This is a genomic window from Nonlabens sp. (assembly GCF_051251825.1).
Taxonomy (GTDB): Bacteria; Bacteroidota; Bacteroidia; order Flavobacteriales; family Flavobacteriaceae; genus Nonlabens.
Window position 1 is genome coordinate 113,445 of sequence record NZ_JBPOGG010000005.1, and the last position, 21,710, is coordinate 135,154.

A 21,710-nucleotide genomic window follows, 5' to 3' on the forward strand; every position below is an offset into this window, starting at 1 on the left:
ATTTAGTTAGTTTATGGATAGAGCCTTTTCAATAAGCCATTGAAAAGGCTTTTTTATGTTTGAAATATTCACAGCAACTCGTAACTTTGGTTGAAAATAACAGTCATGAAAAAGCTCCTTTTAATTCTTCTAGTTATAGCAACAGCATCTTGTAAACAGACTGACGCGACCACTGCAAAAACTACTGACGCGATAAGAAGTAGTGCCGCATATAAAGATTATGTAAATGCATTTAACGACTATCAATCTTGTAAAGAAGAACGTCCAGCAATTACTACGGCATACATGAAAAAGGAACTTACCGCTCCTGAATTTGAAAAGGCACTTGAAAAAAATGCAAAAGCTTGTTCACTTAAAAAGCAAGTTTTCAAAACAAGATGGCAGCTGCTACAGAATGAATACGATAAACTGTCTGAAGAGTACGAGATTAAAGTTGACTAGTTTATTAAGCATTTAAAATCATTAGGTAGCGCACTTTCCAGATATGGTTAACGATAGACTTTTATAGTTCTAAGAAGTATTAATCTAAGAACTCGCCAAAGTCCTCTACATTCTCAACAGATATCCCATCATAGACTACCGTCCAGCCCATAGAATTACTGAGAGCAAAAAGGCTAGTGAGTTCCGTAAGTAATCGGTCGTCGGCATTTTTGAGGATATCACTTTTTCTTATTTGACGTTCTATGTCTTTAGAAATTTTTTGTTTCATACTGTTGAAATCCTTTGCTTCAAACGTGTTGAGAATCCCATTATCCAGTTCATAGAAATTTAAATTGGGATTTATATTGATGGTAGGTTTAGGTAATTTAGAGAACACAATTTCTTTACGGTCGCTGTCTATTTTATACTCTAGATTTTTAAGGTCATAAATTACTTGTGCTTTGGCATTTGAAACCACGAGCGCTTTTTTCTGACTTGAGAAAAAATCCCAGCCATAAGATTTTGAATTCTCGTATGTGTAAACTTTTCCATAGTTAATCTCAGTAACAATCAATTTACTTACACTGCGCACTTCTTTTTCTATGAGCTCCGTTTGTGCAATTAATTGAGATTGCTCTGTACGATAACTTTTTATGTAATCATAAAGCAGTACAATGGCTAGCATGATAAGTCCACCTAGAACAAGGGTTTTTAAGTTTTTCATAATTGTACTTGAGGATGTTTTTGAAGTAAATCCATTTCAGATTTATGAATTTGTTCTCGGTGTAATTCTAAATTATGAGGTCTGTGCTCAACGAGTTTGCGGTGTTTTTCAACAGCTTTCATAATAGGGAAAATGTTTTGGTTAATTACGCTTTCGCGGAAGCGTTCCCAAACTAGCTCTACACCTAACTCACTTAAATGAACCATATCACGACCATAGAATCTATAATCCCGCAATTCATCCATGACGATTTCATAAGCTGGAAAATAGCTCACATTTTTATCTTCTACGACAGATTGAATGGATTCAAAAAGTCTTGCTTTACTGCGTTGATTCTCTGTAAAACCATCTTTAATATGTCGTACTGGAGAAAGAGTAAAAACAACTAGAGCTTGTGGTTGTGCTTTTTGAATTAACGAAATAATAGAGGTTAAACAGTCTGTAATTTTATTTATGGAAAGCAGCTTTTTATTAAATAATGCTTGCGGTTGTTTATGACAATTTGCAACAATCATTTGTTGCTCCATATGCTCATAAACCCAAGCCGTTCCCAGTGTAATAAAAACATGAGAAGCCTTTTTAATTTGTTGAGCTAGTAATTGTGCTGAGTCATTCAAGTTCTTTACAACAGTTTCTCGGGTAGCACCATTTAAGTCAGAATGTGCGAGGTAGGAGAAGTGCGATTCTACATCATCTTCACTAAACATTTCACTCGATATAGATCGTTCCAGCAACACCATCAAACTATAAGGATTAAAAACTATCCCAAACGGATTAATACAAGTCTCAAAACCATAATAGGCCATTTTTGTTCCTATATTCTCCGTAAAACAACTGCCTAAAAAAACCATAGAACTGTTATAGTCCATAGGTGGTTGTAAAGGTAGAATAGGAACTGGTGTGGTGAGTTGCATTTTAATAGTATCGTTTGATAAAATCAAAGGTACGTGAATCAACGAATCTAATTATATTGAAACTTCACGAGTTGATATAAAAGATTACCCAATATATAGAATACAATAGGTGCAGCAATAATGGTAATGATAAGAACCAACCTAGATTTTTGCTTCTGCTTTTCAGCTTGTTTACGGATCTTTCTCTTCACCGCTTCAATTTCTTGAGGAGAGAAATCTTTTTGAGAAATCCCTTCGGTATATGCTGCTTTTAGTTTGCTGTAATTTTTACGACGTGTTTTTCTATTAGATAACAACTTCTCATTGTTTCTAATTGCAGTAACCATCGCATTTGCAGATCCTCCAAAACTCATAACAATATATGAGTCTATAAAGTAGGGTAAATGTTACAGGTTATTGTTAACAGAGTTTTGTGACAAAAGAGTTTTTAATACAATGAAGTGTTGGTTTTCAAAGTATTTAACTGGTATCATTAAGGATTGCTTTTCACCAACATAAAACTTAATCATTTCATATTCTTTAGAAACCTTAATTATGCCTGACCAATCTATTTTTGTTGAAGCAACAGCATTAGTTGATTCGATTCCATTTTTATCAAGAACCAATTTAGATTTAAGACCAGAACCAGCATGATTGCTATATATTTTTCGGTTTTTACCTTTTATAATAAAAGGCTCAAAAAGAGTATAACCAAAATATAAAATTAAAAGACCTAGAATGTATAGACTTGATGACTTTTCATGCAATAGAATAAGCGCCGCTACACAAATTATAAAACTTAATATTCTTATTCCAATAACTATTTTTTTCCAAGGCTTATCAAAATAAACCTTGAAATAATGATTGGCAAATTCATCTTTCGTTAAGACATACTCAATCTTAATATCTTCGGACTCGTATTCCATTTAAACCATCTCCTTAGCCGCATCAAGCGCTGCAGCAATTCCTTCAGGATTCTTTCCTCCAGCGGTTGCAAAATGTGCCTGTCCACCGCCGCCGCCTTGAATGTGTTTTCCTAACTCGCGTACCATAGTTCCAGCGTTCAAGTCTTTTTCTTCTACCAGATTCTTTGAAATGATAATGGTCAACGTCGCTTTCTCTCCATCGCTCGCTCCTATAATGAGGAACAGGTTTTCCATTTCTCGCTCGATTTCAAATGCTAATTCTTTTACAGATTTAGCATCAAGATCAGTTTGCGTAGCGATAAAGTTCACACCATTGATTTGTTGCGCACTTGCGATGAGGTCACCTTTAAGATTTCCAGCTTTGGCTTTTAAAAGTTGCTCGATCTCTTTCTTTAATGAAGCATTTTCATCTTGCAATTGTGCAATTGCATCGGCAGGATTTTTTGTGTTGGACTTTAAGATGGTTTTAATCTCATCAAAATGTCTAGACTGCTCTGCAAAGAAATCTTTAACTGCATCACTAGAAATTGCCTCTATACGACGTATTCCAGCTGCAACAGCTCCTTCACTCATGATTTTAAAGTGCCACACGTCTGCTGTGTTTGCTACGTGTGTTCCACCACAGAGTTCGTAGCTTTCTCCAAATTTTATGGTGCGTACCACATCACCATATTTCTCGCCAAATAATGCCATCGCTCCATCTTCTACAGCAGCTTCATAAGTATTGGATCTATTTTCTTCTAGCGGTAATTGCTCACGGATTCGTGCGTTTACAAAGTTTTCTACTTCCTGTAATTGCTCTGCAGTTACTTTAGAGAAATGTGAGAAGTCAAAGCGTAAACTCGCACTGCGCACCATAGAACCTTTTTGCTCTACGTGATCACCCAATACTTTACGTAATGCTTGATGCAATAGGTGAGTAGCGGTATGATTTGAGCTCGTTCTATGACGTTGATTCTTATCGACTTGAGCCGTGAAGTTACTTTCTAGATCTTTAGGTAAGTTCTTAGTCAAGTGAACGGTTTGTCCGTTTTCTTTTTTAGTATCGATGATGTAAATGGTGTCACCACTAGCACTTTCTAGATAACCTTTATCACCTGTTTGTCCACCACTTTCTCCATAGAAAGGAGTCATATTAAATACTAGCTGATATAAATCGCCGTCTTTCTTAGTGGTTACTTTACGATATTTAGAAATGCGCACATTTGCTTCTAGTTTATCATAACCTATAAATTCTTGCGTGTCATCACTACGTATCTCAGTCCAGTCGCTTGTGGTGGTTTCACTTGCTGCACGAGAGCGCTCTTTTTGCGCTGCCATTGCTTTATCAAATCCAGCCTCGTCGAGTTCCATTCCTTTTTCACGCAGGATTAAAGCTGTTAAATCAATAGGAAATCCATAAGTATCATATAATTCAAACGCTTTGTTTCCATCTATGATATTCTGCGATTGACTTTTTGCATTTACAATCATGGAATCAAGCAATACAAGACCGCTATCCAGCGCGCGTAAAAATGACTGTTCTTCTTCCTTGATCACATTAAGAATCAAATTCTTTTGTGATTTTAGTTCTGGAAAAGCATCGCCCATTTGTTTAGACAGTGTATTAACCAGCATATAAATAAATGGTTCTTTTTTATTTAAGTAAGTAAATCCATAACGTATCGCGCGTCGCAATATCCTACGGATTACGTATCCAGCACCATTGTTAGACGGCAGCTGCCCATCTGCTATAGAAAATGATACGGCGCGCACGTGGTCTGCTATGACACGTATCGCGATATCTTCTTGTTCTGTTTTACCATAAGCATGACCTGTTATGGTTTCTATCTCACGGATCAGTGGTGTAAATACGTCTGTATCATAATTAGAGCGCACACCTTGCATTACCATCGCAAGACGTTCAAATCCCATTCCTGTATCTACGTGTTGTGCTGGTAAGTTTTTAAGAGAACCGTTTGCCATGCGATTATACTGCATGAAAACGAGATTCCATATTTCTACCACTTGTGGATGGTCTGCATTCACGAGTGATGCGCCATCTACAGCAGCTTTTTCTTCTGGTGTTCTTATATCCACGTGAATTTCAGAACATGGACCACATGGACCTTGATCACCCATTTCCCAGAAGTTATCTTTCTTATTACCATTAAGAATACGATCCTCGGCAATGAATTCCTTCCAGTAATCATAAGCCTCTGTATCGCGATCTAGGTTTTCACTTGCGTCACCTTCAAATATGGTTACGTACAAACAATCTTTATCGATTTTATAAACCTCAGTGAGTAGTTCCCATGCCCAGGCAATTGCTTCTTTCTTAAAATAATCGCCAAAACTCCAGTTTCCCAGCATCTCAAACATGGTATGGTGATAGGTGTCAACACCTACTTCTTCAAGATCATTGTGTTTACCGCTCACGCGCAGGCACTTTTGCGAGTCTGCAATACGGTTGTGCTTAGACTCACTTATTCCCAGAAAATACTCCTTAAACGGATTCATTCCAGCGTTTACAAACATTAACGTTGGGTCATTTTTTATTACCATGGGCGCGCTGGCGACGATCTCGTGCTGCTTTGATTTGTAAAAGTCTAGGAACGTCTGGCGTATCTGTTGTGATTTCATGCGTGGCTTTAAAAACGGTTAATGGTAATTTCTTATTTTTGTTGAAATGGAGCAGTTGGATTGTTGTGAGTCCGCTTTCGCGAAAGCGTAACAATTCATATCTTTAATCGTTATAATGACACTCCATTTAAGGACACAAAAATAGCATTTTATACCGTATGTCAAAGGTCAAGTATTACTATGATGCAGAAACGCTTTCTTATCGAAAAGTACAGAAGCGCAAGCGCAATACTTTTAGAAAAATAACGGTATTTTTTATAGCGAGTGCGCTGTTTGGGTTCCTATTTTTTAATCTTGCCTCGCAGTTTTATGAGTCGCCACAGGCGCGTAAATTGAAACGTGAGAATGAGTTTTTAAAATTAAGCCTCGCACAGTCTCAGGAAGATGTGAGCGACCTAGCAAAGGTGATTAAGAATGTAGAGGAACGCGATAACTCGATTTATCGCATCTATTTTGACGCCGCACCTATTGCCGACGAGCAGCGCCAGAGTGGTTTTGGTGGAGTGAATCGCTATAAAGATTATGAAGGATTTGACAGTTCAGAAAAGGTCATAGGTTTAAAAGAATCTGTCGATAAATTAAAAAAACGCGTGGCAATCCAGTCTAAATCTCTTGATGAGATTGAAGAACTCGCAAAGAGTAAAGAAGAACTCCTGGTTTCAATTCCAGCGATACAACCAGTACGTAATAAGGATTTAACACGCATGGCGAGTGGTTATGGTTATCGTACAGATCCGTTCAATAAGACTAGAAAATTCCATTATGGTATGGATTTTACAGCTCCGCGAGGAACTCCAGTGTTTGCAACGGGCGACGGCGTCATAGCACGTGCCGATGCTAATAGTGCTGGTTATGGAAATCACATACGTATCGATCATGGATTTGGTTATGTTTCTCTGTATGCACACTTGCGTGCGACAAATCCATATAATGTGAGAGTAGGACAGCGCGTGAAGCGTGGAGACATCATAGGCTACGTAGGTAGTACCGGTCGATCTCAAGCACCACATTTACATTACGAGGTTTTTAAGGATACAGAGCGTATTAATCCTATTAATTTTTACTACGGTAACTTAACTCCAGAGGAATTCAATTTACTATTGAAGGCATCTCAACAGGAAAATATATCTCTAGATTAATGCATATAGATCTTCCAGAAAAGCTGTATTATTCCATGGGTGAGATTACCAAAGCGTTTGATGTGAATGCCTCATTGATCCGTTTTTGGGAAAAGGAATTTGACATTCTACAGCCTAAAAAGAACTCACGTGGCAACCGCAAATTCACTAAGACCGATGTTGAGAATCTGCAGACTATTTATCACCTAGTAAAAGAACGTGGCTTTACACTTGAAGGTGCACGCGACTACATGAAAACTCATAAAAATGAATTGAGCCAGCTCGAAATCATTAAAAAGCTAGAGCACGTTAAGGCTGAGTTGTTGAAGATTAAGGAGCAACTTTAGTATTCAGTCGCAGTTTGCAGTCTCAGTTTTCAGTAGGCAGTAGGCAGGTTGATTTTAGCGTCGCTACGCTTGCTAAAATGTAGTAGGCAGTTGTTCAAGTCTATATCAAATTTCAAAACGGAATGCAAAAGCTCATCCTTTAGGGTTGGGGAAAGGTTTTGTTTTGAAGTTTTCAGTCTCAGTCTCAGTCTCAGTCTCGGTTGTCAGCAGGCAGTAGGCAGGTTGATTTTAGCGGCGCTACGCTTACTAAAATATAGTAAGCAGTTGTTCAAGTCTTAATCAAATTTCAAAACGGAATGCAAAAGCTCACCCTTTAGGGTTGGGGAAAGGCTTTTGTTTTGAAGTTTTCAGTCTCAGTCTCAGTCTCGGTTGTCAGTAGGCAGTAGGCAGGTTGATTTTAGCGGCGCTACGCTTGCTAAAATGTAGTAGGCAGTTTTTTTTAAGTTTAAGTTTAAATTTGAGTTTAAATTTAAGATTAAGTCTCAGTCTCAGTCTCAGTCTCAGTCCCAGTTGTCAGTAGGCAGTAGGCAGGTTGATTTTAGCGGCGCTACGCTTGCTAAAATATAGTAAGCAGTTGTGTTTATAATTTAAGGCTAAACTTAAACTTGATTTTAATCGAGTACTTCGTTTTACTTTTTTAATACCCTAAATAATTATTGTGCTTAGTGAGCATACCAATCGTCAAATGAACTAAGCAGTTCATAGATTGATGGTTTCTCTAATTCTAAAATAGAATCATTTTTGAATAACTAAAAATATTCAAAATGAAAACAATCAATAAGTACTTTTTAATTGCAATCGCTGTAGCGAGTTTAATGAGTTGTGGTGGTGATGATGATGTAATGTCTGGATCGACTACTAGTACAAATGGAATTACCATAGAAGGTAATTTTACTCCAGCCTTAAAAGCGTTTGTCGTTTTTGAACGTAATGCACCATTTGAAGACGCTTTTAGTGTCATATTGAGTGATGGAGACCTTATTAATGACATAAATAATGAATTTCTTATAGAAACAACGACATCTGTTGCTGCGGTATTATTTTATGATACTAATGGAGCAAGTGTAGCTACAGAATCACAAGTAAATTTGGGTATAGGTAATTATACGCTTGATGTGGATACCACAGTTATTGATGGAATACAAACGATTCCTGTTACAGCAACTCAAAGCGGTATGAACTATGGCGACGCAGATTCCTTAAACTCTACTGAATATGTAATGCAGAATACGGGAACGGCCAGTTTAAATATAACGGCAATTACAAAGGATTTTATCACTCGCACAGGAACAATCACTTTTACTTTTAATATGATTGACGATTTTGGTCACGTTATATCAGGTTCCTATACAGGATCTTATAAGATGCTGAAAGGTGATGTGTAAATTTTAAAAGAAATGCAGGTAGAAATTAATTGAGCAACCGGCAATAAAACTCCATGTGGTTCGGGAAAAGCTTTGGTAATTGTCTATTCAGTTCTAAGAATCTTTTCCATTTTACGATTTTTGGCAAGTTCATCGACGAGTTTGTCTAGGTATCTGGTTTGTCGTGTGAGTTTGGTTTCAATTTCTTCTATGCGGTAGCCACAAATCACTCCTTTAATGAGATGAGCATTTGGATTTAAAGTAGCTTGTTCAAAAAATGTCTTGAAAGTCACTTTATCTGCAATGAGTTCTTGAAGTTTTTTTTCATCAAAGCCAGTTAACCATTCAATCACTTGATGTAATTCTGCTACGGTTCTACCTTTTTTCTCAACCTTATCTACGTAATGTGGATAAACACCTGCAAACGTAAGTTTTGCTATGCGTTCATCATGTTCTGGTGTTGTTTTCATGGGTTTTTATTTATTAGCCTTTAACTAATCATTTTTTGATTCAATTTTTAGCAATGACATTTGTGAGATTAAGATTCCTAATATTACAAATCCTGTAAAAAAGAAAAATCCACTTTGAATATCAGAATCATTAGTTGTGAGAATACTGATTCTAGATGAAATTTGTTCGAGCTGAGCTAGTTGACTAGATATAATTCCTGAAAAACCAATATAAGACATAAAAATAGCTACTACCATAACATCTGCCATGGACCATTTACCACTTTTAAAAGCCATAAAATTGATAATTGTATTATTTTTTAGTTTATTAAAAAACAATACAAGTAATGTTGAAATAATTTTAAATACCGGAAATAATACACTGAAAAGTAGCACTAGTAAGCCTACAAAGAAAATTTTCACTTCTTCTTGTAGTAACAATAATTTTGCCATTTCTAGGACACTTTTGCTTTTATAGTAAAGCACTTGATTTTCAAAGGAAATATTTTCTCCTAACAAATTAAATTCCATAAATTTAATTCTTGCATCTATATCAATCATTGGTGAGGTAATTCCCAAAAGAAGAAAAACTATTGCTATTAGGGAATACAAAATAATATCAAGATTGGATTTAAATCTGATAATTAAAATTGTTATCAAAGTAGTACAAAACAAGAAAATTATTAAATAATAATATAAACTCAATTTAGATTTTAATTCATGAGTTTTGTTTTCAATTTTTAAAACACAAGAAATTCCGGTATCACAAGAATATTTATTTAAGATATTGTCATAAATAGTATAGTCTATACTCTGAAATGTTTCGTTAGTATAATTATCAAGTTTAGAAATTATATATGCTTTAATATTATCTCTATTCTCTTTCTCTTCTAAAAAATTCAGAATAGTGTCTGCTATTTCAGGAATGTTTTTTTTCAACTCTTCAAAAATTGAAAAAATTTTTACACCAAAATTTTTGAGAGAAAACCCGAAGCTAGAATTTTTTTTGTTTTCTTCTTTATAATTTTTTTCAAAATCATCAATTATCTTGCTTAATAAATTAATGATTTTTAATTTATTCTCTTCTCTATTAGCCTCTGTTAGCTCTAGTTGGTCTATTTTCTTTCCAATTATTGTCGCTATTTTTTCTTTCCATTTATCTACATTAAATAAGCCATACTTAATATCTGATAATTCTGTTAAATCCGCTTTCAAGATACGATTTGAACTCTCTAAATCATGGATTTTAAATGACGTTAAACTAATTGATATAAAGAGTAGTAGTAGAACTATCGAGCTTAATTGCTTTTTAATTTTCATATACTAATCGTATAAGGTATCGACGAAGAACGAATTAAGAGTTAAATTCATTATTAATTATAAGTAGTGAATTTAAATATTTTGAATTAATTACAGCTTGATATGAGTTTTAAAAAACACTAAAAGCTTTTAGATTCATTAATATGAAACTAAAAGCCATTTCTTATAACAACCTAATAATTGATTTTTTCCTGATCAGTTTAAATTAAAACCACCACAGGTCAATTTCCGTAAATCAATTATGAGAAAAACCTTTTTACTATTATTACTGGCAGTGCTGCTGGCTCCATTAAGCTTTGCCCAAAAAATTGATAATCTCTCATCTCATAGAGATATTAAAAGTGAGCGCTATTTTAGGTTTAACTATGATAACGATTACTTTGCAGCAACAGATAGGAATTATACTCAAGGCTACAGTTTTGAGCTGGTGACTCCTTATTTTAAAAGTAATCCTGCAAATTATTTATTTCTCAATCCTCAAGACAGTTACACACGTTATGGTCTCGCTGTGGAACATATAGGTTTCACACCAGATCGTTATGATGAACCAGCGATTCAGGTAGGCGATAGGCCATTTGCGGCAGCTATTATGCTCAAGAGCTTTATCATTGCTACAGATTCCATAAAGCGCACTCGATTCACGTCTTCTTTTAATCTAGGGATTATAGGACCAGCAGCTTTTGGCAAAGAAATGCAGGTAGAAATTCATAGAGCAACCGGCAATAGAACTCCACGTGGTTGGGGAAATCAAATTAAAAATGACTTAGTTCTTAATTATGAAATAGGTTATGAAAAACAATTATTTCATTACCAGAATTACTTTGCTATCCAAGCTCAAGGTAATCTCAAGGCCGGAACACTTTTTACAAATGCATCTATAGGATTAAATACCACTGTAGGTATTATCAATAATCCATTTACTACTATGCAACATAATAGTGGTTTTAAACTCTACGCTTATGCACAACCACTAGTAACCGCAGTCGCTTATGACGCTACATTGCAAGGTGGATTATTTAATGATAATAGTCCATATACTATAGCTGCCAGCCATGTGGAACGGTTTACTGCACAGCTCAATTATGGAATTGTTTTCAGGACTAGAACGCTATATTTTGAATACACACGCAGCAGGCTTACCCGAGAATTTGCTACTGGAAACACTGCAAATTATGGCGGTATAAGAATAGGTTTTACGTTTTAGAGCACTATATTTTTGAGGTACGCTTTCGCGAAAGCGTCATAAAACAACTTGCCATGACATAACTAGCGTTTAAAATGCTGTAATAATTCCATGGTGGATTTGTGAGCTCTGCCAGTAGCTTGCTCATAGTCTGAAGGGATATCATAAACGCCATTTCTTATTCCTTCATAAATTCCAGCAATAACACCACCTATAAATTCACCCAATTCCTGTTTTCTTTCAACAGCATAATCTTCTACAGACATGGAATTAAAAACCAATTGAGTCTTGTAAACTTGATTCATCAATGTGGCCAATTCCTGCTGAGAAATAGCGGTACCGAGTAAATTGTAGATATAGTTATTATGTTTCTCATCGAGTAACATATGAGTGTAAGCGTGAGCAAGTTCTGTCCTGCTGGTATAACCGCACTTACCTTGAGCAGCACAATTTCTTATTTCGCCGTCCTTTATATAAGTGTCGAGATATTCCAGATCTGGTTCAATATAAATCCCGTTTCTACCGATGACCCATTGCATGTTAGAATTCTGAATATCTTTCTCTGTTTGTCGATTACTCTGGACTATGGGACTAAATGCTGTATGGAACTCATCACCTACAATACTGGTGTAAACGATTTTTGAAACGCCATTTTGTTGAGCAGCGCTGATAACATTGCGGTGCTGCTCAATTCTTTTTTGAGGCTCGTCCATTCCAGAGATTAGCAGTACTGCGTCTATTCCTTGTAATGAGTCATTAAAATCGCTGCGGTTGTTATAATCTCCTTTGCGTATTTCTACTCCTAGATGTTTTGCTTTTTCAGGAGTTCTCGCAATGCCTACTACATTTTGTTTTCCTATTTCTTTAATTAAATTTTTGACAATCGCTTGACCTAATTGTCCGCTAGCCGATGTTACTGCAACTTTCATAATTTCTATAGCTTAGGTTTTTGAGTATGCTCTTTAAGATCATTAATTAATTCAAGTAAAGGTAGAATCACTAATTCTTTATTATCATAAGATATTTCATGACCTTTTTCTGGAATGGTGATGATTTCTATTTGTGGGAAATGCTCTTTACTGAAATGAACGTTTTCATAAGGAACAATCTTATCATTTTCTCCATGAATATGAACGACAGGAATCGCTAGCTGTTCCCAGTCTTTTTCTATTAAGGCAAGTTCTGTAGCGTGGATTTTCTTTTCGTCACCTGCCACGCGATAAGCAGTAGGAACTATCCATCGTGTTAACTTCCACTGCGTGAATCGAGATGCCCAAATATCTTTTTCAATCGTAGGGTCTATTGCTGGCGAAATCATCATCACAGCTTTAACGTCAGTATTTAATACTGCAACTCTTGCCGCAATAGGACCACCATATGATGAACCTGCTACTATTATATTATGGATTTCTTTTTCCTTTAAAATCGAGCTAAAAATTCTGGCTTGTTGATCAATAGATGGCATTTCATCACCAAAGTTTGAATAGCCATATCCAGGTCGATCTATAGCATACATATTTGCGACAGCTAGTAATGTGGTGTCGTTAAGATATCCTTCCCAGTTTGATAACGAACTAGGAGCACCGTGAAAGAACACCACATTAATATTATTATCAAGTGAAGTTACTTCTTGAATGCGCACTTTTAAATCGAGGCTGTCGATTTCAAAATAAGAAACCTCGTTCTTATAGTTGGGATTTTTAAAGTCTGCTATTAATTCTGCATCAGATTTGCGCCATTGCAAGACACTACATGAAGTAGTAGATAAGACTACAAATAGGAAGCTTAAAAGTAAAACAACATTTTTCATAAGTTCCCTTGATAATAGGATGGAGGCAATCAGTTTTTTACTCACTAAATGTCCATATCAACGCTTTTTCTTTTGTGGCTCTAAAAATGGTGTTGTGCTTTTCATTAGGTTCATCTTCATATTTCCATGTTAACCCATTTTCAATACCTTTCAATTGTTGCTCTAATTGATTGGTATAAGTAGAAATATCAGTGACACTTGATCCAGCGTACCAAAGCTTTTTGTTTACATAATTATTTTCTTTAGTTAAGTCTTCGTAATTCTTAACTAAATAACTTTCATTAAACCACAAAGAAGGATCCATAGCAATATAGTAGTCAAACATATCAGGTTCTAATATGGAAGTTTCTACAACAAACAATCCAGCCAACGACTCACCTATAATCGCCTTTTTATTTGTTGTTCTATACTTTTTATTTATCTCTGGAACCAATTCATTTTTTATGAATTTTCTAAAATTGTCTGCACCACCTGGATTGGGAATAAATTCTAAATCATAAGCAACCTTTGATGGGCCAGATAGATCTCTTCTTCTTTCGGTATTTTCAATTCCTACTAAGATGACATTAGGGATTTTATGTTGCTTGATAAGCGTATCTAGGGTATTTGCGATATGCGGAAAATCTTCTTTGATTCCGCCATCAGGCATGTAGAGCACAGTTAAGCTATCAGTAGTCGTGTCATAATTAGGCGGAGTCCAAATGTTTATGACTCGTTCATCATTTGTGAATTTTGAATCTATTTTTAAACTGTCGTGTTCTGGAATAGGATCATCATAAACAGTTGATGTATTAATACAACTAGCCGTTAAAATGATGATTAATAAGTAAAGGATGTTTTTTTTCATGGGTTCTTGTTTTTAACAGCTACTCTTGTTTTATTTTTATGTTTAAATTTCTTTTATAAATATAACCAAATAAAAAATTTGGCGTACTTTTTAAATATACAGAAACCTCTCGGAAAGCCTATAATAGCTATGTTTTATACACGTTGTTGTGTGTAGTGTTTTTTTCGTTCTGCTTGGTTTTCCGATGTTTGTTATTTAGTTCAAATGTGAGCGTTGGCAAGACATACTCTTTTGCAATTTTGGACTTGTGTATTGGCTGAAGCGAATTGCAAATGTGTATGGCTTTGAGCGTTGACTATTCAGTTTCTAATGCTTTTTCAATTATTGCACTTATCTCAGCTTGTTTTTCCGCTATCTGTTTATCAATTTCTTTCTGTGCGTCTATTTGCATTTTTATTTTATCAACTAATTCGGTTTGTTTTGTTTCGTCCCAATCTGGAATCGGAAATTCTTGAACTTGACTTGGAAAAATATTTGTATTGTTTCCTAAGCCTTTTTTATGAGTATAAACTAAATATTGAAATAGGTCTGAACGCATATAATAATACGCTAATCTCGGATTGTAATTCGCTAGTCTAATTCTTTGTGTAAAATCTGCGTGGATTGCGTTAATTTCTTCATCTTCGATTAATGCAACTTTTCCGATTGTTCCTTCTCCAGAACGTGCTAAAATTATATCGTCTTTTTTTACTGACTTATTCATATTCGATTTTGAATAAGCATTACTAACAGTTTTGCAACCTTCTGCATCAAAAGCCCAAGTTTTTATATTAGACATTGCTATGTAAAAATAGTCTCCATCATCATCATAATCTTTTGGCGAAACACTTTTACCTAAAACAATTGGTTCTGAAATGAAGTCCTTGATTCGTTTATTTGTTTTAGAACTAAGGAAATCCCAAACAAATTGACCAGCTCTATTGTGAAACTTAAAACTAAATCTACAATCTATATTATTGCCAAATTCTTTAAGGTTTGAACTAAATTTATTTTCAGCTTTTAATTTTTCAAAAGTCTCTAAATTAAAATCAAGTTCTTCTGCAATTACATTATTTATAATGTCAACATCTAAAGTTCTAGAGTTATCAAGTAAATTAAGCTCTAATTCTAGCTCTTTAATTTTTGTTGCAAATTCATTTTGTAGTGCAATATCAATATTAGGCAGTATCAATCTACTATATTCGTCTTTAGAGTAATATTTAGATGCGAAAATTGACTGAAAAGCTTTTCTTATTTTTAAATTAAAGTACCATTTTAAGAAAGTAATATTATACTTTGTTTCTTCAATATTAAAGTGAAAAACATTTTGATTTAAATAAATAGGTCTGTCAACAATAAATGCCAAACCAATAGTCATAGCATTAGATACAATTAATGAATTTGCTGGTGCTTGATAAAGTGTTTTTCATTCTCTACAGCATATTTCGTAATATGAGCAGATACTTTTGGCATTAAGACATAAGTACTTGTATTAATGTCTTGCATAGTTAAGAATTCAATATCTCCTAACCAATAATCTGGATTATATTTTGAAGGTGTTCTTCCTGATTTAATATCAGTTGATACATCTGCATTTTTTAATATATTTTTGAGCCTATATCCTTTTGTAGAGTTGATTAAACTATAATCTTTTAGCCCAAGTTTAGGGTCTAAAGCAAACTGTTTAAGACTTATTTTTCTTATTCCCATATCACATCTTTTCTAATTGAATCCAAAATTTTATGGGTTTCAGACTTTCTCAAAATAATATCATTGCTTTTGTATTTTGTTAAGAGTCCTTTTTCAAAATGATCTATCAAAGCATCATCAGTTCTTTCGTAATATTCATTTCTAAGAGTATTATTTTCATAAAATGTTTCAAGAATTTTTTTTACAGTCTCTTTCTCTATTTCAAGGTTTTCTATTTTGGTTTTTAGTAACGTAATTTCTAAATCTAACTTTTCAATTGACTTTTTTAATTTTTCTGTTTCTTTTTTTGCCTTTAAAGTTTTTAGTTTTGTTTCAAGAACCTTTTGATCTTCTTTAAAAGCGATAATTCTATTATTATAACCTTCCAATATTTTCTCGCAATCTAAATTTTTTGGTGCATATTCAATATCGTACAAGTCATTTGGTCTTGGATTTTCTCCTCTTTTTGTTCGTTTGTAACCTACATTTTCTGCTTCTGCCATAAAAATGTCGTAATCAATTTCCATTTCTTTAGCAACTTCTCCAAAAACCCACCAAGCATTATAATGACCGAAAATTTCTGTGTCTTTCTCCATTTTAGATAAATCCGTAATTTCAGATAGATATTTTGTGATTAAATCTTTGACGTCAAGTAATTTGTCTTCATCAGTTATGTAATCTTTTAAAAATCTATACAAAACAGCTTTTTCTTCTTTTGGTTTTAAATCTTTAACAGATGGTAGTTTTTTTCTGTCCTTGTCTTCTATGTAAACTTTTATAAGATTTAAAGACCTTGTTTTTAATAAACTCCATTCTTTACCATAAAGATCCCATTTAGCATTCCATTTCTCAATTTCAGCTACTTTCTTTTTTTGTGCAAAAAGAATGCTTGTTTTTGTTGAAGTAAAAGGCTCAAAAGTTATTTGCGGTAAACTTACAACTGCTTTAATTTTAAAATACTTGAATAAAAACAAACGAATGTATTTGTTTTCCGTAGTGTCAAAAACACTTTCAGGTAAAACAACTCCAAGTCTTCCGCCTTCTTTTAAAAGTTGATAATAACGCTCTAAAAACAGATTTTCAGAATTCTTTTTCTTTCCAAACAAAAAGTATTTATCTACTTCTTCTTTTGAGTCATTTATATTTACACTAAAAGGCGGATTAGAAATAATAACATCAAACTGTTCATTAACTCCAATATTTCCTTTTGCTTTATTATAAACCTTATGTCCAGTCTCGTAACTAGCTAATTTTGAATTTTTATATTTTGAATACGTTTGTAAACTTTTTAAACCGTCATCTTTAAAAGTGTTACTACTTCCGTCTCCGTGTAAAATCATATTTACTTTGGTAGAAACAGTTAAACTGTATGAATTATCTATACCATAAATATATTCTTCTGCCCAATCGTTTGGTTTTTCTTCTGGAAAAAGTTTTTTTAGTTTTGATTTTTTAGTGTTTGTTAGTTTAAAGTCGTGCTTTGAAAATTCTTTGGTAATAATTTTCATTGCTTGAATTAGAAAAGTTCCACTTCCTGTACTAGGATCAATAATGTATGGCAAAGAGTAATCTTTTTCAAATTTTTCAATTGCTAATTCGTCAACTTTCATTGCGTAAACTAGAAAATCTACAACATTTGTAGTTGTAAAAAATTGACCTTTAGATTGTTTGAATTTTTCTCTGTTGGTTTCTTCAAAGAAATGACCTAAAATATCTTTTTTCTGTGTTTTTATACTTTTCGAGAACGAGTAGTTCTGTAGTTCTTTTACCAGAAAATATAAGCTTTGTAAAGAGATTTTTTCTGTTGTTAAAATATTGCCTACATTTTTTAAATCTTCTGCTGTATAATTCAGCTTATTTTGAAGTGCATCTTTGTAGCATTGATTGATACGATCAAAGAATTTATTTTGGTCGTCATAATCTTTGTCGTAAATCTGACATCTGTATTTTTCTCCTTCAATGGTTTCGTCTTCGTCATAAATTTTGGTAAGTAAAAACTGAACTAAGAAAATATAAGCTTCATTATCTTCAACGCCTGAACTCCAAAGTGTGTTATGTATGTTTCTTCTAATTTCAGACATTTTTGTTTCTGAAATAGAAAGCAAATCAGAATCATCTTCATCTTTTACTCGTTCTTTCAATTTTGGTTTGCCATAATTGAAAGGTATTTCTAAACCAAAAGTTTTATCTTTTTCTTCTAGCCAATCATCATATTCTTTGTATTCGTCCTTTTCAATTAAATACATTCTATCTGCTAATTCCTCACTAGTATCTAATGAGTAGTAGACAAGATATTTTACTTTGGTTTTGTTCTGTTTTTGTTCTAAATCGGAAAGTTCAAAAAGTTGCCCTTTTATGTCTTTTTCTCCATCTTCAAACATATCAGGTGCTTTAACCTCAATATATAAAAATGGGTTTCCAGTTTTATCTTTAACTATAACGTCAATACGTGCTGAATCATCTTTGTTTTTTTGTTTTTCTCGACCAATACTACCTCTTACATAATATTTTTCGAGTTCGATATTTTTCTCAGAATAACCTAGTTCATTTACAAGTTTGTCAATTAAAAAAGCTCTGACAACTTCTTCAGGTCCAAGTTTCTCAATTTTCGGTTTAGTAATATCTTTTGAATATTCAACTTTAGATTTATCAAGATCGATTTTTGCAACCTTATTCTTGCTTTTAGCAAGTTTGTCTTTTGTTAGTTTTTTCCAGTCACTCATTATATATTCTCTCTTTTTTCTAGTAATTCAGCTACTTCCAAGTTCAAAATCTCAGCAATTTTATATAAATCCTCAATACTTGGTTGCCTTTTATTTCTAGCGTATTCGTTAATAGTTGTATAACTTTTGTCAGTTTTTTCAGCAAGCCAAGTTTGACTTATACCTTTTTCTTTTAGAACTTCTTTTATTCTGTTCATAATTAACCGTTTTGGTTATTCAGTTGCAATGTAAGAATAATTCGCTGAAATGTAGTGAAAAAGTTCGTTGTATTCTCGTGAGTCAGCGTTGGAAAGAAACAGCTCTTTTATTTTTTTGAGCGTTGGCATTTCGCGTTGGCAAAAAAAAATAAATGTGCTGTTTGAGCGTTGGCTTTTTTAGTTCAAATGTTCAGTTTTAGTACGATTTTCACATTACACACAACTAGTGTATAAAGGTAGTTTTTTAATAATACAATTCCTATCAACAATAAAATACATTCAAATTCTAATTTTTTTATTTTGCTTAAGATTCAACAATAACAACCCATTAATTAAATTCAACCACTTACAAACGAAAATAAACGTAAACAAACGTTTAAAATACTTGTTAAACTTCAATGTAGCCACATATTTGCACCGTCATCAACAAACAAACAATGATGTCACGAAACACAAACTAATTTTAACCACGTAAAATCAATTATTATGAGCACGTTAAGAAACAAAGTACAATTAATCGGTAACCTAGGAGCAACTCCAGAAATCAAAACTCTAGACTCAGGTAGCAAGCTTGCAAAGTTCTCTATCGCAACCACAGAGCGTTACAAAAACAAGCAAGGTGAGCAAGTAAGTGACACACAATGGCACAACATCATCGCCTGGGGAAAAACTGCCGACATCGTTGAGCAATACGTTCAAAAAGGAAACCAAGTAGGAATAGAAGGTAAACTTACCTCAAGATCTTATGAAGATAAAGAAGGAATCAAAAGATACGTCACAGAAATCGTTTGCAGCGAGTTACTTCTTATGGGAAATAAAGCTTAAACCATTTTAAGATTTAAGAATAAAAAGACCTGAGCAATCAGGTCTTTTTTGATTTATCAAATTAATTTTCAAATACACACAAATAAAAAAAGCTCCTTTCAGATTCCTGATAATTTGTTCTCACAAATTTCTGGGAGAGGAAAGGTGGATTCCGACACAGTCGGAAGACGGATAGGTTGAAACACCTATGTTATTTTTAAGAATGAATTATTGTTTTATAACCTTACGTATTTCCAACCACTCCTGATACTCCTTCGACAAGCGAAGGATCATCTGTCCTCGCCTTAGCTAAGGCGAGGAGCTTTTACAGAGAAGAATAAAAAAAGCTCCTTTCCTCAGATGAGGAAAGGTGGGCAAATTGGAGTTTACGGAAATTTGGTCGGATAGGTTGAAACACGCATATTATTTTTAAATATGAATTATTGTTTTAAAAATCTATCAAGTTTTCAACCACTTCTAATTCAATTCTTGACTTGTCAAAATTGAATCTGTCCTGTGCCTTCCTCTCGCTACGTAAACTTCGCTCGTCGGATGAAAGATCGAAGGCGAGGAGCTTTTACAAAAACAACAAATGAGAAATAAAATACAAGTACATAATCTTAAACACTTAAAAAAATTTAGGAAAAGATTAAGGAAACAACTGACTCCAGCTGAAGCTTTTTTGTGGAAAGAAATTACTTCTAGAAAATTTCACAATTTAAAGTTTAGAAGACAACACTCCATCCACAACTACATCGTTGATTTCTATTGCGCGCAACATCAACTAATCATAGAACTTGATGGACAATATCACGACGAGCCCAACCAGCTAGAACAGGATAACAAAAGTGATGCCTATTTAAACTCAAGCGGATTTCACGTTTTGAGATACGAGAACAAATACATTTTTGAACACCTCGATCTTGTATTAAAAGAAATCAAACAGCATTGCGAGGTTGATATTTAATTCTAACAAGCTCTTTTCAAATGCCTGATAATTTGTTCTCACAAATTTCTGGGAGAGGAAAGGTGGATTCAGTCACTGTCGGAAGAAGGATAGGTGGAAATAGGTATGTTATTTTTAAAAATGAGTTATTGTTTTAAAAATCTAACAAGTTTTCAACCACTCCTGATACTCCTTCGACAAGCGAAGAATCATCTGTCCTGTGCATTCCTCTCGCTACGTAAACTTCGCTCGTCGGATGCAGGAGCTAAGGCGAGGAGCTTTTACAGAGAAGAATAAAAAAAGCTCCTTTCCTCAGATGAGGAAAGGTGGGCAAATTGTAGTCCACGGAAATTTGGTCGGATAGGTTGATAAACGAATGACTTCATAAACTCTAAAGTTACTTTTAGATCAACGTTAGCGTTTTAAATAAAGCCTTTCCCTTCAGACGAAGGCTTGTGCTGAGCAAGGTCGAAGTAGAAAACAGATACTTCAGCTTGCTGAATATCAAAAGGGTTTGACACACGGATTTTACTTCAAAAAAATTAAATTCCACTAACCACTAACCACTAACCACTAACCACTAACCACTAACCACTAACCACTAACCACTAACCACTAACCACTAACTTTAAACCTTGAACTATAAACCTCAAACTTTGAACATCAACCCCATAAAGACCAACCATTCTTTTTCGTAACTTTCCGCTTGAATAAAACAAATCAAAGACAATAATTAATTGAGATAATAATGAAAAAAATAGGTGGATTAGCAATAGCAGGAATACTCTTAGCCGCATTTGTAATTTATGGCATATTCTGGTATAATGGAACAGTAGGGATGAGTGAAGGAGTAGCCTCTTCATGGGCAAATGTTGAGAGCAGTTACCAGCGTCGTGCAGATTTAATTCCTAACATCGTTGCAACTGCAAAGAAATATGCAGAGTTTGAGCAAGAAACATTAACTCAGGTAATAGAAGCACGTGCTAAGGCGACTTCCATAAACGTAGATGCTTCAAACCTTACGAGCGAGCAAATCAAAGAGTTTTCTGAGGCTCAAGGAGCTGTAAGTTCAGGATTAGGACGTTTACTCGCCACTTATGAGAACTATCCAGATCTCAAGGCAAACGAAAACTTTAAAGAACTCATCAACGAGCTAGAACGTACTGAAAATCGTATCAACGTAGAGCGTAATCGCTATAATAGTGCAGTAGGAACTTATAACGTAAGAATTAAAAAATTCCCAGGTTTGATCTATGCAAAAATTCTAGGATTCAATTCTGCAGCATTCTTCCAGGCCGAGGCTGGATCAGAGAACGCACCAGACGTTGAGGACCTTTTTGGCGAGTAAC

The 21,710-nt window shown here is 34.2% G+C and carries 22 protein-coding genes; 8 read left to right on the plus strand and 14 right to left on the minus strand.

Going from position 1 to position 21,710, the window contains the following annotated elements; translation table 11 throughout:
• Positions 1-105: 105 nt before the first annotated feature.
• Positions 106-441, plus strand: a complete 336-nt coding sequence (locus tag ACSHWW_RS08145; RefSeq protein ID WP_435681943.1) for a hypothetical protein — start codon at positions 106-108, stop codon at positions 439-441.
• Positions 442-520: 79 nt separating this feature from the next.
• On the opposite strand, the gene ACSHWW_RS08150 is transcribed toward ACSHWW_RS08145, so the two are convergent.
• The 5 genes from ACSHWW_RS08150 to alaS are packed head-to-tail and all read right to left on the minus strand — an operon-like array spanning position 521 to position 5,585.
• A complete protein-coding gene (locus ACSHWW_RS08150) occupies positions 521-1,144 on the minus strand; it encodes a DUF4230 domain-containing protein (protein WP_435681944.1) in 624 nt (207 codons plus the stop codon).
• Positions 1,141-2,100, minus strand: coding sequence for a GSCFA domain-containing protein (locus tag ACSHWW_RS08155; RefSeq protein WP_435681945.1), 960 nt, complete (start codon positions 2,098-2,100; stop codon positions 1,141-1,143). The genes ACSHWW_RS08150 and ACSHWW_RS08155 overlap by 4 nt, the downstream gene beginning before the upstream one ends.
• Before the next feature lie 5 nt (positions 2,101-2,105).
• On the minus strand, positions 2,106-2,411 hold the full coding sequence (locus ACSHWW_RS08160; protein WP_435681946.1) for a hypothetical protein: 306 nt from the start codon (positions 2,409-2,411) through the stop codon (positions 2,106-2,108).
• Positions 2,412-2,444: 33 nt separating this feature from the next.
• On the minus strand, positions 2,445-2,963 hold the full coding sequence (locus tag ACSHWW_RS08165; RefSeq protein WP_435681947.1) for a YcxB family protein: 519 nt from the start codon (positions 2,961-2,963) through the stop codon (positions 2,445-2,447).
• Positions 2,964-5,585: an alanine--tRNA ligase gene (alaS, locus tag ACSHWW_RS08170; RefSeq protein ID WP_435681948.1), complete on the minus strand. Its 2,622-nt coding sequence runs from the start codon at positions 5,583-5,585 to the stop codon at positions 2,964-2,966. It lies immediately after the preceding gene.
• A gap of 158 nt (positions 5,586-5,743) precedes the next feature.
• On the opposite strand from alaS, the gene ACSHWW_RS08175 reads away from it, so the two are divergent.
• The 3 genes from ACSHWW_RS08175 to ACSHWW_RS08185 all read left to right on the plus strand — a co-directional run bounded on the left by ACSHWW_RS08175 (position 5,744) and on the right by ACSHWW_RS08185 (position 8,435).
• Positions 5,744-6,724: a M23 family metallopeptidase gene (locus ACSHWW_RS08175; protein ID WP_435681949.1), complete on the plus strand. Its 981-nt coding sequence runs from the start codon at positions 5,744-5,746 to the stop codon at positions 6,722-6,724.
• The gene (locus ACSHWW_RS08180; RefSeq protein WP_435681950.1) at positions 6,724-7,050 is read left to right on the plus strand and encodes a MerR family transcriptional regulator; all 327 of its coding nucleotides are present in this window, start codon (positions 6,724-6,726) and stop codon (positions 7,048-7,050) included. The genes ACSHWW_RS08175 and ACSHWW_RS08180 overlap by 1 nt, the downstream gene beginning before the upstream one ends.
• Before the next feature lie 764 nt (positions 7,051-7,814).
• Entirely contained in the window at positions 7,815-8,435 is a 621-nt protein-coding gene (locus tag ACSHWW_RS08185) for a hypothetical protein (protein ID WP_435681951.1), read from the plus strand.
• Positions 8,436-8,518: 83 nt separating this feature from the next.
• Here the strand turns inward: ACSHWW_RS08185 and ACSHWW_RS08190 are convergent, their stop codons facing one another.
• Entirely contained in the window at positions 8,519-8,884 is a 366-nt protein-coding gene (locus ACSHWW_RS08190; RefSeq protein ID WP_435681952.1) for a DUF2200 domain-containing protein, read from the minus strand.
• A 24-nt stretch (positions 8,885-8,908) separates the two neighbouring features.
• Complete coding sequence (locus ACSHWW_RS08195) at positions 8,909-10,183, minus strand: paraquat-inducible protein A (protein WP_435681953.1); 1,275 nt, start codon at positions 10,181-10,183, stop codon at positions 8,909-8,911.
• Positions 10,184-10,424: 241 nt separating this feature from the next.
• Between ACSHWW_RS08195 and ACSHWW_RS08200 the strand changes: the two genes are divergently transcribed.
• Positions 10,425-11,387, plus strand: coding sequence for a lipid A deacylase LpxR family protein (locus tag ACSHWW_RS08200; RefSeq protein ID WP_435681954.1), 963 nt, complete (start codon positions 10,425-10,427; stop codon positions 11,385-11,387).
• A gap of 62 nt (positions 11,388-11,449) precedes the next feature.
• On the opposite strand, the gene ACSHWW_RS08205 is transcribed toward ACSHWW_RS08200, so the two are convergent.
• From ACSHWW_RS08205 to ACSHWW_RS08235, 7 genes are all read right to left on the minus strand, one after another.
• Positions 11,450-12,295 (minus strand): SDR family oxidoreductase, encoded by an 846-nt coding sequence (locus ACSHWW_RS08205; RefSeq protein ID WP_435681955.1) that lies wholly within the window; start codon positions 12,293-12,295, stop codon positions 11,450-11,452.
• A gap of 5 nt (positions 12,296-12,300) precedes the next feature.
• Positions 12,301-13,176 carry an alpha/beta fold hydrolase gene (locus tag ACSHWW_RS08210; protein ID WP_435681956.1) on the minus strand — a complete coding sequence of 292 codons (876 nt, stop codon included), beginning with the start codon at positions 13,174-13,176 and terminating at the stop codon, positions 12,301-12,303.
• 37 nt (positions 13,177-13,213) lie between these two features.
• Positions 13,214-14,023: an alpha/beta hydrolase gene (locus tag ACSHWW_RS08215; protein WP_435681957.1), complete on the minus strand. Its 810-nt coding sequence runs from the start codon at positions 14,021-14,023 to the stop codon at positions 13,214-13,216.
• Between the two features lie 295 nt (positions 14,024-14,318).
• Entirely contained in the window at positions 14,319-15,380 is a 1,062-nt protein-coding gene (locus tag ACSHWW_RS08220; RefSeq protein WP_435681958.1) for a hypothetical protein, read from the minus strand.
• 14 nt (positions 15,381-15,394) lie between these two features.
• Entirely contained in the window at positions 15,395-15,712 is a 318-nt protein-coding gene (locus tag ACSHWW_RS08225; protein WP_435681959.1) for a hypothetical protein, read from the minus strand.
• On the minus strand, positions 15,703-18,414 hold the full coding sequence (locus ACSHWW_RS08230) for a restriction endonuclease subunit M (protein WP_435681960.1): 2,712 nt from the start codon (positions 18,412-18,414) through the stop codon (positions 15,703-15,705). The genes ACSHWW_RS08225 and ACSHWW_RS08230 overlap by 10 nt, the downstream gene beginning before the upstream one ends.
• On the minus strand, positions 18,414-18,611 hold the full coding sequence (locus tag ACSHWW_RS08235) for a helix-turn-helix domain-containing protein (protein WP_435681961.1): 198 nt from the start codon (positions 18,609-18,611) through the stop codon (positions 18,414-18,416). The genes ACSHWW_RS08230 and ACSHWW_RS08235 overlap by 1 nt, the downstream gene beginning before the upstream one ends.
• Before the next feature lie 486 nt (positions 18,612-19,097).
• Here ACSHWW_RS08235 and ACSHWW_RS08240 point away from each other — a divergent pair, with 486 nt between their 5' ends.
• The 3 genes from ACSHWW_RS08240 to ACSHWW_RS08250 all read left to right on the plus strand — a co-directional run bounded on the left by ACSHWW_RS08240 (position 19,098) and on the right by ACSHWW_RS08250 (position 21,709).
• Positions 19,098-19,436 (plus strand): single-stranded DNA-binding protein, encoded by a 339-nt coding sequence (locus tag ACSHWW_RS08240; protein WP_435681962.1) that lies wholly within the window; start codon positions 19,098-19,100, stop codon positions 19,434-19,436.
• A 571-nt stretch (positions 19,437-20,007) separates the two neighbouring features.
• Positions 20,008-20,382 (plus strand): endonuclease domain-containing protein, encoded by a 375-nt coding sequence (locus tag ACSHWW_RS08245; RefSeq protein ID WP_435681963.1) that lies wholly within the window; start codon positions 20,008-20,010, stop codon positions 20,380-20,382.
• Positions 20,383-21,109: 727 nt separating this feature from the next.
• Complete coding sequence (locus ACSHWW_RS08250; RefSeq protein ID WP_435681964.1) at positions 21,110-21,709, plus strand: LemA family protein; 600 nt, start codon at positions 21,110-21,112, stop codon at positions 21,707-21,709.
• The last annotated feature ends 1 nt before the right edge of the window (position 21,710 follow it).

Bases quoted from the DNA above. Each gene is read 5' to 3' on its own strand.
- ACSHWW_RS08180 (WP_435681950.1), top strand. From the start codon at position 6,724: ATGCATATAGATCTTCCAGAAAAGCTGTATTATTCCATGGGTGAGATT.
- alaS (WP_435681948.1), bottom strand. From the start codon at position 5,585: ATGAAATCACAACAGATACGCCAGACGTTCCTAGACTTTTACAAATCA.
- ACSHWW_RS08200 (WP_435681954.1), top strand. From the start codon at position 10,425: ATGAGAAAAACCTTTTTACTATTATTACTGGCAGTGCTGCTGGCTCCA.
- ACSHWW_RS08250 (WP_435681964.1), top strand. From the start codon at position 21,110: ATGAAAAAAATAGGTGGATTAGCAATAGCAGGAATACTCTTAGCCGCA.
- ACSHWW_RS08160 (WP_435681946.1), bottom strand. From the start codon at position 2,411: ATGAGTTTTGGAGGATCTGCAAATGCGATGGTTACTGCAATTAGAAAC.
- ACSHWW_RS08215 (WP_435681957.1), bottom strand. From the start codon at position 14,023: ATGAAAAAAAACATCCTTTACTTATTAATCATCATTTTAACGGCTAGT.
- ACSHWW_RS08220 (WP_435681958.1), bottom strand. From the start codon at position 15,380: ATGACTATTGGTTTGGCATTTATTGTTGACAGACCTATTTATTTAAAT.
- ACSHWW_RS08230 (WP_435681960.1), bottom strand. From the start codon at position 18,414: ATGAGTGACTGGAAAAAACTAACAAAAGACAAACTTGCTAAAAGCAAG.
- ACSHWW_RS08240 (WP_435681962.1), top strand. From the start codon at position 19,098: ATGAGCACGTTAAGAAACAAAGTACAATTAATCGGTAACCTAGGAGCA.
- ACSHWW_RS08145 (WP_435681943.1), top strand. From the start codon at position 106: ATGAAAAAGCTCCTTTTAATTCTTCTAGTTATAGCAACAGCATCTTGT.
- ACSHWW_RS08245 (WP_435681963.1), top strand. From the start codon at position 20,008: ATGAGAAATAAAATACAAGTACATAATCTTAAACACTTAAAAAAATTT.
- ACSHWW_RS08235 (WP_435681961.1), bottom strand. From the start codon at position 18,611: ATGAACAGAATAAAAGAAGTTCTAAAAGAAAAAGGTATAAGTCAAACT.
- ACSHWW_RS08175 (WP_435681949.1), top strand. From the start codon at position 5,744: ATGTCAAAGGTCAAGTATTACTATGATGCAGAAACGCTTTCTTATCGA.
- ACSHWW_RS08225 (WP_435681959.1), bottom strand. From the start codon at position 15,712: ATGGGAATAAGAAAAATAAGTCTTAAACAGTTTGCTTTAGACCCTAAA.
- ACSHWW_RS08210 (WP_435681956.1), bottom strand. From the start codon at position 13,176: ATGAAAAATGTTGTTTTACTTTTAAGCTTCCTATTTGTAGTCTTATCT.
- ACSHWW_RS08190 (WP_435681952.1), bottom strand. From the start codon at position 8,884: ATGAAAACAACACCAGAACATGATGAACGCATAGCAAAACTTACGTTT.
- ACSHWW_RS08150 (WP_435681944.1), bottom strand. From the start codon at position 1,144: ATGAAAAACTTAAAAACCCTTGTTCTAGGTGGACTTATCATGCTAGCC.
- ACSHWW_RS08165 (WP_435681947.1), bottom strand. From the start codon at position 2,963: ATGGAATACGAGTCCGAAGATATTAAGATTGAGTATGTCTTAACGAAA.
- ACSHWW_RS08195 (WP_435681953.1), bottom strand. From the start codon at position 10,183: ATGAAAATTAAAAAGCAATTAAGCTCGATAGTTCTACTACTACTCTTT.
- ACSHWW_RS08205 (WP_435681955.1), bottom strand. From the start codon at position 12,295: ATGAAAGTTGCAGTAACATCGGCTAGCGGACAATTAGGTCAAGCGATT.
- ACSHWW_RS08185 (WP_435681951.1), top strand. From the start codon at position 7,815: ATGAAAACAATCAATAAGTACTTTTTAATTGCAATCGCTGTAGCGAGT.